We start from the raw sequence: 15,390 nt of genomic DNA, 5'->3' as shown, positions 1-15,390 counted from the left end.
GACAGCGGGAGGGGGTTCGCTCATGGGGGACAAGTGTGCCGCCAACCGGACGATCGGTCACCGGGCCCCCGGGCCCGGCATGATCCAGGCCCGGGATCCGGGCTCGCGGAGGCCGCGGGGCGTCACAGGTTGCCGCGGAGCTCCTGCTCCCGCTCGATCGCCTCGAACAGCGCCTTGAAGTTGCCCTTGCCGAAGCCGAGCGAGCCGTGCCGCTCGATCATCTCGAAGAACACCGTCGGGCGGTCCTGGACGGGCTTGGTGAAGATCTGCAGCAGGTAGCCGTCCTCGTCCCGGTCGACGAGGATCCGGCGCTTCTGCAGCTCCTCGATCGGGACCCGCACCTCGCCGATGCGCGCGCGCAGCTCCGGGTCCTCGTAGTACGAGTCGGGGCTCTCCAGGAACTCCACGCCGGCGGCGCGCATCCGGTCGACGGTCGCGAGGATGTCGTTGGTGGCGAGCGCGATGTGCTGGACCCCCGGCCCGCCGTAGAACTCCAGGTACTCGTCGATCTGCGACTTGCGCCTGCCCTCCGCCGGCTCGTTCAGCGGGAACTTGACCTTGCGGCTGCCGTCCGCGACGACCTTGGACATCAGCGCGGAGTACTCGGTGGCGATGTCGTCCCCGATGAACTCGGCCATGTCGGTGAAGCCCATGACCCGGTGGTAGAAGTCGGCCCACTCCTCCATGCGCTCGACGTTGCCGACGCAGTGGTCGATCGCCTGGAAGTACCGCTTCTCCGGCGGCTCGACGATCGGGTCCGCGGGCGCGAACCCCGGCAGGTAGGGGCCGGTGTAGTTCGAGCGGTCGACGAGCGAGTGGCGGGTCTCGCCGTAGGTGGCGATCGCGGCGATCGTCACCTTGCCGTACTCGTCCTCCGTGACGTGCGGCTCGTGCACGCCCGTCGCGCCGTTCGCGAGCGCGTGCCGGTAGGCGGCCTCGACGTCCGGGACCTCGATCGCGAGGTCGACGACGCCGTCGCCGTGCTCGGCGATGTGCCGGCCGAGCCCGGTGCCCGCGCGCACCGGGCCGCGGAACACGAACCGTGCGCCGCCCGACTCCAGCACGTGCACCGCTTCGTCGGGGCTGCCGTTCTCCGGGCCGCGGTAGGCGACCCTGCGCATGCCGAACGCGGTGGAGTAGTAGTGCGCCGCCTGCTTGGCGTTGCCGACGGCGAAGACGACGGCGTCCATGCCCTTGACCGGAAACTCATCCATGCTGCCCAATTTCGACATGCGCCTACAAGGTGCGCAAGAGTGTCCTTAAGTACTGGACAATCTGTACAGTCGAAGGCGCGACAGGCTCGTCGCTCTGTACATGGTGACCATGAGTCGTGGAGGGTGCCATGCCGATCGACGAACTGGACGGCCGGCTGATCGAGCTGTTCACCGCCGAACCCCGCGTCGGCGTCCTGGAGGCGTCCCGGCGGCTCGGGGTGGCGCGCGGCACCGTCCAGGCGCGGCTCGACCGGCTGAGCCGCGACGGCGTGATCGCGGGCTACGGCCCGGAGATCGACCCCGCGGCGCTCGGCTACGGGGTGACGGCGTTCGTGACGCTGCAGCTGCGGCAGAGCGGGGGGCGGGGGCAGAGCGGGCACGACCCCGTCGCCAAGCGGCTCGCGCAGGTGCCGGAGGTCATCGAGGCCCACACCATCACCGGCCCCGGGGACATGCTCTGCCGCGTCGTCGCGCGGAGCAACACCGACCTGCAGCGCGTCATCGACGTGCTCGTGGACGTGGCGGGCGTGGAGCGCGCGTCCTCGGTGATCTCGCTGGCCACCCAGGTCGCCTACCGCACCCTGCCGCTGGTCCGCGCCACGGCCCGCCGGGCGGGACGCGCGGGCGGGACGCGGCCGGGGGAGGGCGGCGCAGATGGAGCGAAGCCCGGGGAACGACCCCCGGGCTGATCGGAAGCGGGATACCCGGCAGCACCCCGTTCCGCGGAACTGCGCCGTCCTCCGCGGACGAACGGGGCTAGCCGGCCCCGTAGGGGGTGGCGTCGAGGATCTCGACCGTCATGCTGCGGCCGTTCGGCAGCGAGTAGGTGGCCTTGTCGCCGACCTTCTTGCCGTTGATGGCCGCGCCGAGCGGCGAGTTGGGCGAGTAGACGTCGATGGGGGCGCCGACCTCCTCGCGGGACGCGAGCAGGAACGTGACCTCTTCGTCGTCGCCCTCGAAGGACACCGTGACGGTCATACCGGGACCGACCACGCCCTCGGTACGCGGCGCTTCACCGACGCGCGCGTTCTCCAGGATGCCCTGGAGCTGGAGGATGCGGCCCTCGATCTTGCCCTGTTCCTCCTTGGCCGCGTGGTAGCCGCCGTTCTCGCGCAGGTCCCCTTCCTCCCGCGCCGCCTCGATCTTCTGAGCGATCTCGATGCGGCCCGGGCCCGACAGGTGCTCCAGCTCAGCCTTGAGCCGGTCGTACGCCTCCTGGGTCAGCCAGGTGACGTTGTCAGCGCGGGTCTCGGTCACGGGTACTCCTCATCCACATGTTGTGATCCTCGTCCGCCCGTGGCGGACCGACGTCACATCGACATGAAGTGGCGGCCGGGTGAAACCTCTAGCCTATCCGGTGTGTGCGGTTAAAGGTTCCCTGAACTCGGCGTCTGCAATCCGCCAATCGTATTTCGTCCTTCACCCCGGGTGGCGGCCGTCGCGCGGGGCCGTACCGGGAGGTCAGGCGGTGCGGCATCCATGGATCCGCGCCCCGGTCGCACGGCGCGGCGTCGGCAGCGTCTCCGTCCCCTTCACGCTGGACGTCCCCGCTGGTATGACGACCTCTTTCTCCGCGAGGACGGCGAATTCCCTGTCGAAGGCGTCGACGGTGCAGCGCACCACGTCGCCCTCGCCCTTGGCCACCGTGTAGTTGATCTCCACCGAGGTGTCGGTGATGTCGTAGGTGACGGTCTGCGCCACGATGCCGGGCGTCTGACCGGCGTACATGGAGATGACCCCGAAGCCGCCCGCGGCCAGGGCGACGAAGGCGCCGATGACCACCAGCCCGAGCCGCCCCTTCCGGGGCTCGGCGGGCACCGTCGGCTTCGACACGCTCGTCGTCATGGCGGGGAATCTCCGTGCGGTGTGCGGACGTTGTCAGGGACAATTCTCGTCTGTCAGGGCGCGTGCCTCGAACCGGGGGCGCTCGAAGGTGCGATTAGGGAGAACCCAGGTGTCCGAGGTCATCGACGATGCGGCGCTCGAGCGACCCTGCGGCGGCGGCGAGCCGCTGCGCCTCATGGCGGTGCACGCCCACCCCGACGACGAGTCCAGCAAGGGCGCGGCCACGATGGCCAGGTACGTGGCGGAAGGCGTCGAGGTCCTCGTCGTCACCTGCACCGGCGGCGAGCGCGGCGACATCCTGAACCCGGCGATGGACCGTCCCGAGGTCAAGGCCGACATCGGGAAGGTGCGCGAGGAGGAGATGGCGCGGGCGCGCGAGATCCTCGGCGTCCGGCAGAGCTGGCTCGGCTTCGTCGACTCCGGCTTCCCCGAGGGCGACCCGCCGCCGCCGCTCCCCGAGGGCTGCTTCGCCCTGGAGCCGCTGGAGACCGCCAGCGAACCGCTGGTGCGCGCCGTCCGCGAGTTCCGGCCGCACGTCATGCTCACCTACGACGAGCGGGGCGGCTACCCCCACCCCGACCACGTGAAGTGCCACGAGGTGTCGGTGGAGGCGTTCGAGGCGGCGGGCGACCCCGAGCGCTACCCGGGTACCGGCGACCCCTGGCAGCCGCTCAAGCTCTACTACCACATGACCTTCAGCAAGGAGCGCATCCTCGCCCTCCACAACGCGATGGAGAAGGCCGGCCTGGAGTCGCCCTACAACGACTGGATCAAGCGCTTCGACGAGGAGAGCGAGCGGCGCGCCAAGTGGGACGTGACCACTCGCGTCCCCTGCGCCGACCACTTCGAGACCAGGGACCGCGCCCTGCTCGCCCACGCCACCCAGATCGACCCCAACGGCTTCTGGTTCGTGGTCCCGCTCGACCTCCAGCGCGAGGCATGGCCGACCGAGGACTACCATTTGGCCAGGTCTCTCATCGACACCGAGTTGCCGGAGGACGACCTGTTCGCCGGCGTCCGGGAGAAGGTGTGTCTGTAGTGCTTTCCCTCACCGCGGTGCAGATCGGCGCGTTCCCCTTGAACGACGACACCGTCACCCCGGGCTTCCTCGGGTTCGCCGTCGTCGCGGCCCTGGGCGCCGCGCTGGTCTTCCTCATCCGCTCGATGAACAAGCACATGAGGAAGATCCAGGCGCCGCGCGAAGCCGAGCTGATCCAGCAGGAGTGGGAGCGCGCCGAGGCGGAGAAGGCGGCCAAGGCCGGAACGCCCGATCCCAAGGCGCCCCCGGCCGACGGCGCCTGACACGCCCCGGCTCGGTTGGATTCGGCCGAGTCCGGGGAGGACCCCCGTCGTGCGCGCGAACATCGAGGACTCCTACGGGGAGCTCGCCCCGGCGGCGGCCCGGCTGCTCCGGCTGCTCGGCCTGCATCCGGGCGGCGGCGTCGGCCCCGGCGCGGCCGCGGCGCTGGCCGACGTCCCCGAGTCGCGCGCCCGCGAGCTGCTGGACGTCCTCGCCGCGCGCGGCCTCGTCACCGAGACCGGCGGCCGCTTCCGCCTTCCCGACCCGGTCCGCGCGTTCGCGCGTGAGCGCGCCCACCTCGAGGACGCCGAAGCCGACCGGGAAACCGCGCTCCGCCGCGTCCTGGACCACCATCTCGCCGCGGGCGGGGGAGAGCTCGAAGGCGCGGGCACGGCGCTGCTGGAGCGGGAGCGCTGGACGGAGGCCGCCGGCGTCCTGGAGGAGAAGCTGCGTCGCGCCGAACGCGACGGCGACCGCCACGAGATCCTGCTCCTCCGGCACGACCTCGCCCGCGCGCTGATCCGCGCGGGCGACGCCGGCCGCGCGATCGAGCTGCTCGGCCCGCTCCCCGACGAGTTCGCCGCCCTGCCCGTCCCGGACCAGGCGGCCCGCGCCGGCGCCCTGGAGGACCTCGGCGAGGCGTACCTGCGGGCGGGCCGCCCCGTCGCGGCGACCAACTTCTTCGGCCAGGCCCTGGAAATCCACCGCGGGGAGAGCGCCGTCGAGCGCCAGGCCGACATCTTCGTCCGCCTCGCCGCGGCCGCCCGCGACCGCGGCGACAAGGCGGCCGAGACCGCCGCCCTGGACCGGGCGGCGGAACTCTACGAGTCCGTGCTCAGCCCGAAGGCCGCAGAGCTGGCGGAACGCCGCGCCGCCCGCTGAGCGGGATCACGCCTTGCGGTGGTCCCAGCTGACCACGCGGTCGGGCTCCATGACGATGAGGACGCGCTTGGCGATCGCCTGCTCGATGCCCTCGGCGATGACGGGATCGATGGGGGCGCCCATCTCCGGGACGGGCAGCCCCGCCATCCGGGAGCCGACGACCATGCCGACCTTGCTTCTGGGCTCGGGGTCCTCGATGACGAGGCCGCGGCCGTAGAGGGCGACGCCGCGCAGCTCGTTGTACTCCACGCCGTCCTCGACCAGGCACGTCATCGTGGGGTTGCGGCGCAGGTTCAGCACCTTCTGCGACGCCTTGTACGTGGTGAAGGCGATCTTGCCGTCGAACAGCGCGTAGAACATCGTCACCAGGTGCGGCGCGCCGTCCTTGCCCACCGTGGCGACCTGGACCTTGTAGTTGTCGGCGAGGTAGGACGCCACCTCGTCCGGCGTCATCTTGATCTTCTCGCGCTTGCTGCTCCCGGCCAAGGGTGCCTCCCTAACGCTTGCTCGCCGCAGACCCGGCACAGGATAACCAGGAGCTTTCGGGCCATCGCACCCGGCACCATGGGTCCATGTCGGTTCGCGATCTGATCGTCCTCGGTTCCGCCAGCGCCGTGCCCACCAAGGCCCGCAACCACAACGGCTACCTGCTGCGCTGGGACGGCCACGGCGTGCTCTTCGACCCGGGTGAGGGGACGCAGCGGCAGATGACCCGCGCCGGAGTCGCGGCGCACGACGTCACCTGGATCTGCGTGACCCACTTCCACGGCGACCACTGCCTCGGCGTGCCCGGCGTCGTCCAGCGCATCGCCCGCGACGGCGTCGAGCACCCGGTCGACGCGGCGTTCCCCGCGAGCGGCCACGAGTACTGGCGGCGGCTGCGGCACGCGGCCGTCTTCCGCGACACCGGCGTCATCCGCGAGCGGCCGGTCTCGGGGGAGCGGATGACGCTCGACACCGGCGACGCCCCGTTCACCCTCGTCGCACGCAGGCTCTCCCACCCCGTCGAGGCCTACGGGTACCGGCTGGAGGAGCCCGGCGGCCGGACGATGCTGCCCGCCGAACTCGCCGCGCGGGGCGTGCGCGGCCCGCTGGTCCGCCGGCTCCAGGAGGAGGGCCGGGTCACCGCTCCCGACGGCCGGACGGTCACGCTGGAGGAGTGCAGCGTCGCCCGTCCCGGGCAGAAGGTCGCGTTCGTCATGGACACCCGGCTCTGCGACGGCGTGCGGGAACTGGCGGACGGGGTGGACATGCTCGTCATCGAGTCCACCTTCCTGCACGAGGACGCCGCCCTCGCCACCGAGTACGGCCACCTCACCTCGGCCCAGGCGGCGGCCGTCGCCGCGGAGGCCGGAGTCCGGCACCTGGTGCTCACGCACTTCTCCGAGCGGTACCGGGTGGAGGACGAGCACCGGTTCCTGGACGAGGCGTCCGCCGTGTTCGGCGGCGAGATCACCCTCGTCCATGATCTCGATCGGATCCCGCTGCCGCCGCGCCGCCTAACCGGCCGCGAACGTGGGCAGGAGTCAGTGCATGGCTGACGAAGTCGATGTCGTGGTTATCGGTCTTGGCCCGGGTGGAGAGGACGCGGCGGGGAGGCTCGCCGAGGCGGGCCTGTCCGTCGCCGCCGTGGAGTCGCGGCTGGTCGGCGGGGAATGCCCGTACTACGCCTGCGTCCCGACGAAGATGATGGTGCGGGCCGCCGGGCTCCTCGCCGAGGGCGGCCGCGTCCCGGGGATGGCGGGGGACGCCTCGATCCGCCCGGACTGGGCGCCGGTCGCGGCCCGGATCCGCGACGAGGCGACCGACTCGTGGGACGACAAGGTCGCCGCCGACCGCCTCACCGGCAAGGGCGCGGAGCTCGTCCGCGGCGAGGGCCGCATCACCGGCCCCGGCGAGGTCACGGTGAACGGCCGTGTCTTCCGCGCCCGGCGCGGGATCGTCCTCAACACCGGCACGAGCCCCACCGCCCCGCCCATCGACGGTCTCGACGGCACCCCGTACTGGACGAACCGCGAAGCCGTGCGGGCCACGCGGGCGCCCGAGTCGCTCATCGTCCTCGGCGGCGGCGTCGTGGGCGTCGAGATGGCGCAGGTGTTCTCCCGCTTCGACTGCCGCGTCACCGTGGTCGAGGCCGCCGACCGCCTCCTGGTCAACGAGGAGCCCGAGTCAAGCGAACTCCTCCGCGAGGTCTTCGAGCGCGAGGGCATCGGCGTCCGCACCGGCGTGCGGGTCACGGCCGTCAAGCACGAGAACGGCGAGTTCACCATGGACCTCGACGGCGAGACCCTGTCCGCCGAGCGCCTCCTGGTGGCGGCCGGCCGCCGCCCCAACCTCAAGGGCCTCGGCCTGGCGAACGTCGGCCTGGACGAGGACGCCCGCCAGATCCAGGTCGACGGCCACCTGCGCGCCGCCGAGGGCGTCTGGGCGGTCGGCGACATCACCGGCATGGGCCAGTTCACCCACGTCTCCATGTACCAGGCGGCCATCGCCGTCCGGGACATCCTCGGAGAGGAAGGCTCGCCCGCCAACTACCGGGCCGTTCCCCGCGTCACCTTCACCGACCCCGAGATCGCGTCCGTCGGCCTCACCGAGGCCCAGGCCCGCGACCAGAACCTGCCCGTCCGCACCGGCACCTCCCGGCTTCCCGACTCGACCCGGGGCTTCATCCAGAAGGTCGGCAACGACGGCTTCATCAAGCTCGTCGAGCACACGGAGTGGGGCACCCTGGTCGGCGCCACCGCCGTGGGCCCGGCGGGCGGCGAGATCCTCGGCGCCCTGGCCGTGGCCGTCCACGCCGAGACCCCCACCGCCACCCTCCGCGAAATGATCTACGCCTACCCCACCTTCCACCGCGCCCTGGAACCCGCCCTCCACGCCCTCGCCCCCTGACGCGGCGGGGACCCGGACCTCCGGGCGGGAGTGAGCCGACGGCCGGATCGGGCAGGATCGAAGGCATGAACCGGCTCAAGGACGCGACAAGCCCGTATCTGCTGCAGCACGCCGGCAACCCGGTGGACTGGTGGGAGTGGTCTGACGAGGCGTTCGCCGAGGCGCGCCGGAGAGATGTCCCAGTCCTCCTTTCCGTCGGGTATGCCGCTTGCCACTGGTGTCATGTGATGGCGCACGAGTCGTTTGAGGACGGCGACGTGGCGCGGGTCATGAACGAGTTGTTCGTGAACGTCAAGGTGGACCGGGAGGAACGGCCGGACATCGACGCCGTGTACATGGAGGCGACCCAGGCCATGACGGGCCAGGGCGGGTGGCCGATGACGGTGTTCATGACCCCGGAGGGCCATCCGTTCTACTGCGGGACGTACTTCCCGCGCGCCCAGTTCCGGGCGCTGCTGCAGGCCGTCCACAAGGCGTGGACCGAGCAGCGCGACGTCGTGGTCGAGCAGGGGCAGCAGGTCGTCGCGGCGCTGGCGTCGCGGGGGCCGGGGCTCGCGGGGGCGCGGGCGCCCGGCGAGGAGACGCTCGCGCACGCGGTGAAGGTGCTCGCCGGTTCCTACGACGCGGCGCGCGGCGGGTTCGGGGGCGCGCCCAAGTTCCCGCCGTCGATGGTGCTGGAGTTCCTGCTGCGGCACCACGCGCGGACGGGGGACGAGCAGGCGCTCGCGATGGCGGGCCACACCATGGAGGCGATGGCCCGGGGCGGCATCTACGACCAGCTCGGCGGCGGGTTCGCGCGGTACTCGGTGGACGCGGAGTGGGTCGTCCCGCACTTCGAGAAGATGCTCTACGACAACGCCCTCCTCGCGCGGGTGTACGCGCACTGGTGGCGGACGACCGGTTCGCCGTTCGCGCGGCGCGTCGCGCTGGAGACGTGCGACTGGATGCTCCGCGACCTGCGGACGAACGAGGGCGGTCTCGCGTCCGCGCTGGACGCCGACAGCGAAGGCGTCGAGGGCAAGTACTACGTGTGGACGCCGGAGCAGCTGCGCGAGGTGCTCGGCGACGACGACGCGGCGTTCGCCGAGGGCCTGTTCGAGGTGACGGGGACGTTCGAGCACGGGTCGTCCGTGCTGCAGCTCCTGCGCGACCCCGACGACGCCGAGCGGTACGAGCGGGTGCGGACGGCGCTGCTGTCGGCGCGCGCGCACAGGATCCCCCCGGCGCGGGACGACAAGGTCGTCGCGGCCTGGAACGGGCTCGCGATCGCCGCCCTCGCCGAGTGCGGTGCGCTGTTCGGCCGGCCTGACCTCGTCCGGGCGGCCGAGGAGGTGGCGCGGCTCCTCATCGGCGTGCATCTGACCGACGGGCGGCTCGCGCGGACGTCCAAGGACGGGACGGCGGGCGCGAACGCCGGCGTCCTGGAGGACTACGCCGATGTGGCCGAGGGACTGCTGGCCCTGCACGGCGTCACCGGCGACCCGGCCCACATGCGGGTGGCGGGCGAGCTGCTGAACACCGTCCTCGACCGCTTCGGGGACGGGGACGGCGGCTTCTATGACACCGCCGACGACGCGGAGCGGCTCTTCCGGCGGCCGCAGGACCCGACCGACAACGCGACGCCCTCCGGGCAGTTCGCGGCGGCCGGGGCGCTGCTGTCGTTCGCCGCGCTGACCGCGTCGGACCGGCACAGGCAGGCCGCCGGGGAGGCGCTCGGCCCGGCGGCGGCGCTCGCGGACAAGCACGCGCGGTTCGCGGGCTGGGGGCTTGCCGTGGCGGAGGCGCGGGCGACGGGCCCGGTGGAGATCGCGGTGATCGGCGCTCCGGACGACGAGCGCACCCGGTCGCTGCACCGGACGGCGCTGATGTCGGCGGCTCCGGGCGCCGTGGTGAGCGTGGGCCCGCCGGACGCGGCGGGCGTGCCGCTGCTGGAGGGGCGCGGGCTCGTGGACGGGGTCCCCGCGGCGTACGTGTGCCAGGGGTTCGTATGCCGGCGGCCGGTGACGTCCACGGCCGATCTGGCCCGCGAACTGCGCAGTCAATTGGACTGAAAGTCTACTTTTGTGGCACTGTGACGTTGATCTCGCCGCCGCTTGGTGTTACCACTGAGTAGCTGGGGTGAAGCTGACCCACCGGGGCGATGCGGCCGGGGGTGGCAGGGGACCCGCCGGGTATCTGGACGGTGACCCGCCATCTGAGTCATAGTCGTTTCTCGGCCGGGTCTGTTCGCGGGGCGACCGTCGAGGGAGTGTGGCAGTGGGGAAGCCGAACCGCCGGGTACTACCGACGATCATCGGCGTCTCCGTCGTCACGACATTGGCGGCCAACATCACGGTGCTCGTGGTCCGCGGCGGCGACGCCCCGGCGGACTCCGCGCGCGGTGAGCAGCGGGCCCGCTACGTGGCCGCGTCGGGGAGCATGAGCGTGTCGCCGTCCGCGGTGGCGCCCCTCGGCAAGCGGCTCACCCCGCACGTCCTGGTCGCCGCGCCGTCCACGCTGCCCGCCGGCCTGGTGGAGAAGGTCCGCGGCGCCAAGGGCGTGAAGGGCGTCGAGGTCGTGGACGCCGTCCAGGGCATGGTCGCCGGCAAGCAGGTCGGGCTGATGGGCGTCGAACCGTCCACCTTCCGCAACTACACGCCGAAGCCCACCGCCAAGTCGGACGCGCTGTGGCGCAACGTGGCGTCCGGCGATGTCGCGATCTCGTTCACGATGGGCAACGACGGCGGCGTCGAGCTCGGCAGCCGGATCCCCGTCGGCGGCAAGCGGGAGCAGACGCGGCTGCGCGTCGGCGCCTACGCGACGATGGGCATCGGCGACGTCGACGCGGTGATCTCCCGGGACGCGGCGCGGGCGCTCGGCATGCCCACCGGCAACGCGATGCTGATCAGCGTCCCGAAGACCGAGCCGAAGACGTTCATCAAGAAGCTCCGCAAGGCGCTGCCGAAGGGCGCCAAGGCGGTCGCGGTCAATCCCGAGATCGACTTCCCGCAGGCGGGCGAGATACCCGACGCCAACGGGCAGGTCATGACCGCCAAGCAGGTGCGGACCGTGATCCAGGCGGCCTACACGCGGCTCGGCTGGCCCTACGTGTGGGGCGGCGAGTCCGAGGCGGAGGGCGGCTACGACTGCTCCGGCCTCATGCAGTACGCCTTCGCCAAGGCGGGCATCCACCTCCCGCGCGTGGCCGCCGACCAGGCGCGGACGGGCTGGGTCATCCCCTACAGCAAGGCCGAGCCGGGCGACATGCTGATCTGGGCGAACGACCCGACCGCGCCGGGCTACATCTCGCACATCGCCCTCTACCTGGGCAAGGGCAAGATGATCGCCGCCCCGCGCAGGGGCACCGTGGTGCAGGTCCAGAACGTCTACACCCGGAACATGCGCGGCGCCGTCCGGGTCAGCCCCAAGCGGGTCGGCTCCCTGCACCGGTAGAGCGCCCGCCCGCGGAAGTTCAGGCACTCAGCAAGCTCCCCGATGTCGGTCGGTGAAACGCTGGCCCAGCGCGCCCATGCGCTGTAATTTTGATTACATGCATACGAGTGAAGCGGCGGAGCAGCTGCGCGGCTGGTTCTCCGGACGGCTCCCCGAGGCGTGGTTCACGGGGCCGCCCGACGTCGTGCTCGACCGCGAGGAGGTCAGCGTCGTCGGCCGCCTGCCCGAGCCGCCGGCCGCGGCGGAGGCGTCCGAGGCGGAGCGCGCCGGCGTGCTCGCCGGGCACGTCCAGCGCTTCCGCGAGGACACCCGGGAGCGCCGCATCGCCATCGCCCGCGAGGCCGAGCAGCGCTACGGCTACAAGGTGTCGTGGGGCGTCGAGTGCGGCGGCGAGCGGGAGATGTTCACGACGCTGTCGGTGCCGGTCATGACGCGGCTCCGGCAGCCCGAGCGCCGCGTCCTGGACACCCTCGTCGACGCCGGGGTCGCCCGCAGCCGCAGCGACGCGCTCGCCTGGTGCGTGCGGCTCGTCGGCAAGAACACCGACGAGTGGCTCTCCGAGCTGCGCACCGCGCTCCAGTACGTCGAGCGCGCCCGCGCCGCCGGACCGCGGGCCTGACCGCCGCGCCGCGACCCCCTCACCGGACGTCGGTCCATCCCAGCCGCGAAACGGAGTGAACGGCCGTTTCCGCAGCTCCGCCGCGCGACCGGGCCGAGCGCCCGCGCGCCGCCGGGGGAGGAAGTGACCGGTTCGAACCTCGGGCCATAATTGAGCGTCTTTCCAGCAGGAATGGTCGTTCGAAGGGAAGCCCATATGGGGGTTCGGCGTACGGAGAAGCCGCGCGGCGAGAAGCCGCGCGGCGCGCGGAAGGACGGCGTGCGCCGCCGTCCCTCCGAGGGCGGGCGACTGCTGTCCGCCCTGCGCCGCACCGGCCCCTACGCGGCCGTCCGGGACGTCGCCTACCGGCTGTACGAGCGCCGCGTCGAGGCGGAGCTGCCCACCGACGTCACGCCCCGGCACATCGGCGTGATATTGGACGGGAACCGCCGCTGGGCCAGGACGATGGGCCTGGCCGACGTCAACTCCGGGCACCAGCGCGGCGCCGCGAAGATCTCCGAGCTGCTGCAGTGGAGCACCGAGGCCGGGGTCGAGGTCGTCACGCTCTGGCTGCTGTCCACCGACAACCTGAACCGCCCGGCCGCCGAGCTCGAGCCGCTCCTGGAGATCATCGAGAACACGGTCCGCAAGCTCGCCGCCGACGGCTGGCACGTCAAGCCCGTCGGCGCCCTCGACCTGCTGCCCGATAAGACGGCCCGTGTCCTTAAAGATGCGGGTGAGGCCACATCCGGGGTACCCGGCCTGATTGTGAACGTCGCCGTTGGGTATGGAGGTAGGCGTGAGATCGCTGATGCGGTGCGCTCTCTGCTCATCGAGCAGGCGAGTCGGGGCACCAGCATCGAGGAACTCGCCGAGTCCCTCGACGTGGAGCACATCGCGGAGCATCTCTACACGCGCGGCCAGCCGGATCCGGACCTGGTCATCCGCACCTCGGGGGAGCAGCGTCTCTCCGGCTTCATGCTCTGGCAGAGCGCCCACTCGGAGTTCCACTTCTGCGAGGTCCACTGGCCGGACTTCCGCAAGGTCGACTTCCTCCGGGCCATGCGCTCGTACGCCGCGCGGCACCGGCGCTACGGCACCTGACGGCCGGCCTTCCGATCCGTCTTCCGGTCTGCCTTCGACCACCGGCCCCAGGCCGCCTGCGCGTCACCGGTACGTCCCCATGATCAGGGAGATCGAGTGGCCACAACCTCCGCGCGCCGTCCTGGTACGTCCGGGAACACCACCGGGACGAACGTTCCGGACCGGCGCACGTACGTCCTCGACACCAGCGTCCTGCTCGCCGACCCGGGGGCGATGACCCGGTTCGCCGAGCACGAGGTCGTACTCCCCATCGTCGTCATCTCCGAGCTGGAGGGGAAGCGGCACCACCCCGAGCTCGGCTACTTCGCCCGGCAGGCGCTGCGCACGCTCGACGACCTCCGGCTGCGGTACGGGCGGCTGGACGAGCCCGTGGCGGTCGAGGGGCCGCTCGGCGACCAGGGTGGAACGCTCCGCGTCGAGCTGAACCACTCCGACCCCAGCGTGCTCCCGGACGGGTTCCGCCTCGGCGACAACGACACCCGGATCCTCTCGGTGGCCGCGTGGCTCGCCCATGAGGGACGCGACGTCGTCCTGGTCTCCAAGGACCTGCCGATGCGGGTGAAGGCGTCCGCCGTCGGCCTGGCCGCCGAGGAGTACCGGGCGGAGCTGGCGGTCGTGGAGTCCGGCTGGACCGGGATGCGCGAGCTGGAGGTTCCCGCGGGCCTCGTGGAGGAGATGTTCGAGACGGGCAGCGCGGACATGGAGGAGGCGCGGGATCTGCCGTGCCACACCGGCCTGCGGCTGCTGTCGGAGAAGGGCTCGGCGCTCGGCCGGACGCAGCCGGACAAGTCCGTGAAGCTGGTGCGGGGCGACCGCGAGGTGTTCGGGCTGCGCGGCCGGTCCGCCGAGCAGCGGATCGCGCTCGACCTGCTGATGGACGAGGACGTCGGCATCGTCTCGCTCGGCGGGCGGGCCGGCACGGGCAAGTCGGCGCTCGCCCTGTGCGCGGGGCTGGAGGCCGTCATGGAGCGGCGCCTGCACCGCAAGGTGGTGGTGTTCCGCCCCCTGTACGCGGTCGGCGGGCAGGAGCTCGGCTACCTGCCGGGCACGGAGAACGAGAAGATGTCGCCGTGGGGCCAGGCCGTCTACGACACGCTGTCGGCGGTCACGACCCCGGAGGTCATCGACGAGGTCGTGGACCGCGACATGCTGGAGGTCCTGCCGCTCACCCACATCCGCGGGCGCTCGCTGCACGACGCGTTCGTGATCGTGGACGAGGCGCAGTCGCTGGAGCGCGGCGTCCTGCTGACCGTCCTGTCGCGGATCGGCACGGGCTCGCGGGTCGTCCTGACCCATGACGTGGCGCAGCGCGACAACCTGCGGGTCGGCCGGCACGACGGCGTCGCGGCGGTGGTGGAGCGGCTCAAGGGCCACCCGCTGTTCGCGCACGTGACGCTGACGCGGTCGGAGCGGTCGCCGATCGCCGCTCTGGTCACCGACATGCTCGGCGACGTCGGCGTCTGAGGCGCCTGAGAAGGGTTTCCGCGGACCCCCGGTGGCCGGTCGGCCACCGGGGGTCCGTCGTTGCCGGGCGAGGCTCGCGAGTATCCACGGACGGTGATCGACAAACCCCGCAACGTCAGCCTGTGAGGAAGGTCACAGGAGGCGGGTGGAAGGGCAAGATTCCCTGGTCCCCTCGGAGTTTCGGCGGCGTCCCGGCCGAGTTGACAGCGGCCCCACCCGCAGCATTTGTCTCGTTTCGGTTGCGAAGCCTCCCTCGACCTCCGGCATTGTGGCTCCCCGTAAGCACCCCCGAGCGGTGCCGGCCGTGGCGCGGCCCCCAGTGAACGCGCGGCGGACACGGCGCGGCCCGGATCCGGAGCCGCCCGACCGCGGACGGCCGGACCGGGGGTGGAAGCAGTTCGTGCGCGTGCCCATGCGCGTGCGACCGTCGGAAGGACCGCCTTGTACGGAGACCGTCCCGGGTCCCCTAGGCGAGACGAACGACAGAGCTTTGCCCCCCACGAGCCGTGGCCCGCCGCGGAGTCCCCCTCCGCGACCCGGTCCGCGAGGGCGCGGGCGCGGCGGTGCAGGTCGGCCCCGTCCTCGGTGATCCGGACGGAGTGGCGCCGCCGGTCGCGCGGGTCGCGGGTGCGCTCGCAGAGGCCGCGCTCCTCCAGGGC

At 72.1% G+C, this 15,390-nt stretch carries 15 protein-coding genes; 11 read left to right on the top strand and 4 right to left on the bottom strand.

Annotated features, from left to right (window positions below; all coding sequences use genetic code 11):
- Nucleotides 1–122: 122 nt before the first annotated feature.
- The gene (gene hppD, locus E1266_RS26760) at nt 123–1,214 is read right to left on the bottom strand and encodes a 4-hydroxyphenylpyruvate dioxygenase (RefSeq protein WP_207945936.1); all 1,092 of its coding nucleotides are present in this window, start codon (nt 1,212–1,214) and stop codon (nt 123–125) included.
- A 128-nt stretch (nt 1,215–1,342) separates the two neighbouring features.
- On the opposite strand from hppD, the gene E1266_RS26755 reads away from it, so the two are divergent.
- Nucleotides 1,343–1,903 carry an Lrp/AsnC family transcriptional regulator gene (locus E1266_RS26755; RefSeq protein ID WP_132051576.1) on the top strand — a complete coding sequence of 187 codons (561 nt, stop codon included), beginning with the start codon at nt 1,343–1,345 and terminating at the stop codon, nt 1,901–1,903.
- Between the two features lie 67 nt (nt 1,904–1,970).
- Here E1266_RS26755 and greA read toward each other — a convergent pair whose 3' ends face one another.
- Both greA and E1266_RS26745 read right to left on the bottom strand, forming a co-directional pair.
- Nucleotides 1,971–2,471 (bottom strand): transcription elongation factor GreA, encoded by a 501-nt coding sequence (gene greA, locus E1266_RS26750; RefSeq protein WP_132051574.1) that lies wholly within the window; start codon nt 2,469–2,471, stop codon nt 1,971–1,973.
- 204 nt (nt 2,472–2,675) lie between these two features.
- On the bottom strand, nt 2,676–3,059 hold the full coding sequence (locus E1266_RS26745; RefSeq protein ID WP_132051572.1) for a DUF4307 domain-containing protein: 384 nt from the start codon (nt 3,057–3,059) through the stop codon (nt 2,676–2,678).
- Nucleotides 3,060–3,234: 175 nt separating this feature from the next.
- Between E1266_RS26745 and mca the strand changes: the two genes are divergently transcribed.
- From mca to E1266_RS26730, 3 genes are read left to right on the top strand one after another with little or no spacing between them, the layout of a single operon-like run.
- Nucleotides 3,235–4,098: a mycothiol conjugate amidase Mca gene (mca, locus tag E1266_RS26740; RefSeq protein WP_132051584.1), complete on the top strand. Its 864-nt coding sequence runs from the start codon at nt 3,235–3,237 to the stop codon at nt 4,096–4,098.
- Nucleotides 4,089–4,361, top strand: coding sequence for a hypothetical protein (locus E1266_RS26735; protein ID WP_243718919.1), 273 nt, complete (start codon nt 4,089–4,091; stop codon nt 4,359–4,361). The genes mca and E1266_RS26735 overlap by 10 nt, the downstream gene beginning before the upstream one ends.
- A gap of 49 nt (nt 4,362–4,410) precedes the next feature.
- Complete coding sequence (locus tag E1266_RS26730) at nt 4,411–5,241, top strand: hypothetical protein (RefSeq protein ID WP_132051570.1); 831 nt, start codon at nt 4,411–4,413, stop codon at nt 5,239–5,241.
- Between the two features lie 6 nt (nt 5,242–5,247).
- Here E1266_RS26730 and E1266_RS26725 read toward each other — a convergent pair whose 3' ends face one another.
- Nucleotides 5,248–5,727, bottom strand: coding sequence for a pyridoxamine 5'-phosphate oxidase family protein (locus E1266_RS26725; RefSeq protein ID WP_243718917.1), 480 nt, complete (start codon nt 5,725–5,727; stop codon nt 5,248–5,250).
- An 86-nt stretch (nt 5,728–5,813) separates the two neighbouring features.
- On the opposite strand from E1266_RS26725, the gene E1266_RS26720 reads away from it, so the two are divergent.
- From E1266_RS26720 to E1266_RS26690, 7 genes are all read left to right on the top strand, one after another.
- Nucleotides 5,814–6,782, top strand: a complete 969-nt coding sequence (locus tag E1266_RS26720; protein ID WP_132051568.1) for a ribonuclease Z — start codon at nt 5,814–5,816, stop codon at nt 6,780–6,782.
- A complete protein-coding gene (locus tag E1266_RS26715; protein ID WP_132051566.1) occupies nt 6,775–8,133 on the top strand; it encodes an NAD(P)/FAD-dependent oxidoreductase in 1,359 nt (452 codons plus the stop codon). The genes E1266_RS26720 and E1266_RS26715 overlap by 8 nt, the downstream gene beginning before the upstream one ends.
- A gap of 65 nt (nt 8,134–8,198) precedes the next feature.
- The gene (locus E1266_RS26710; protein WP_132051564.1) at nt 8,199–10,184 is read left to right on the top strand and encodes a thioredoxin domain-containing protein; all 1,986 of its coding nucleotides are present in this window, start codon (nt 8,199–8,201) and stop codon (nt 10,182–10,184) included.
- A 205-nt stretch (nt 10,185–10,389) separates the two neighbouring features.
- Entirely contained in the window at nt 10,390–11,565 is a 1,176-nt protein-coding gene (locus E1266_RS26705; protein WP_132051562.1) for a C40 family peptidase, read from the top strand.
- Nucleotides 11,566–11,662: 97 nt separating this feature from the next.
- Entirely contained in the window at nt 11,663–12,184 is a 522-nt protein-coding gene (locus E1266_RS26700; RefSeq protein WP_132051561.1) for a hypothetical protein, read from the top strand.
- A 195-nt stretch (nt 12,185–12,379) separates the two neighbouring features.
- Nucleotides 12,380–13,267: an isoprenyl transferase gene (locus E1266_RS26695; RefSeq protein WP_132051559.1), complete on the top strand. Its 888-nt coding sequence runs from the start codon at nt 12,380–12,382 to the stop codon at nt 13,265–13,267.
- Nucleotides 13,268–13,363: 96 nt separating this feature from the next.
- Entirely contained in the window at nt 13,364–14,731 is a 1,368-nt protein-coding gene (locus E1266_RS26690) for a PhoH family protein (protein ID WP_132051557.1), read from the top strand.
- The last annotated feature ends 659 nt before the right edge of the window (nt 14,732–15,390 follow it).

This window comes from Actinomadura sp. 7K534, from assembly GCF_004348575.1.
Classification (GTDB): Bacteria; Actinomycetota; Actinomycetes; order Streptosporangiales; family Streptosporangiaceae; genus Spirillospora; species Spirillospora livida.
Note: the sequence above shows the minus strand (reverse complement) of the source record. Positions and strands in the feature narration are given on the sequence as shown.

Coding starts and splice junctions, on each gene's coding strand:
- mca (WP_132051584.1), top strand. CDS start 3,235: ATGGCGGTGCACGCCCACCCCGACGACGAGTCCAGCAAGGGCGCGGCC.
- hppD (WP_207945936.1), bottom strand. CDS start 1,214: ATGGATGAGTTTCCGGTCAAGGGCATGGACGCCGTCGTCTTCGCCGTC.
- E1266_RS26745 (WP_132051572.1), bottom strand. CDS start 3,059: ATGACGACGAGCGTGTCGAAGCCGACGGTGCCCGCCGAGCCCCGGAAG.
- E1266_RS26700 (WP_132051561.1), top strand. CDS start 11,663: ATGCATACGAGTGAAGCGGCGGAGCAGCTGCGCGGCTGGTTCTCCGGA.
- E1266_RS26720 (WP_132051568.1), top strand. CDS start 5,814: ATGTCGGTTCGCGATCTGATCGTCCTCGGTTCCGCCAGCGCCGTGCCC.
- E1266_RS26710 (WP_132051564.1), top strand. CDS start 8,199: ATGAACCGGCTCAAGGACGCGACAAGCCCGTATCTGCTGCAGCACGCC.
- E1266_RS26695 (WP_132051559.1), top strand. CDS start 12,380: ATGGGGGTTCGGCGTACGGAGAAGCCGCGCGGCGAGAAGCCGCGCGGC.
- E1266_RS26755 (WP_132051576.1), top strand. CDS start 1,343: ATGCCGATCGACGAACTGGACGGCCGGCTGATCGAGCTGTTCACCGCC.
- E1266_RS26715 (WP_132051566.1), top strand. CDS start 6,775: ATGGCTGACGAAGTCGATGTCGTGGTTATCGGTCTTGGCCCGGGTGGA.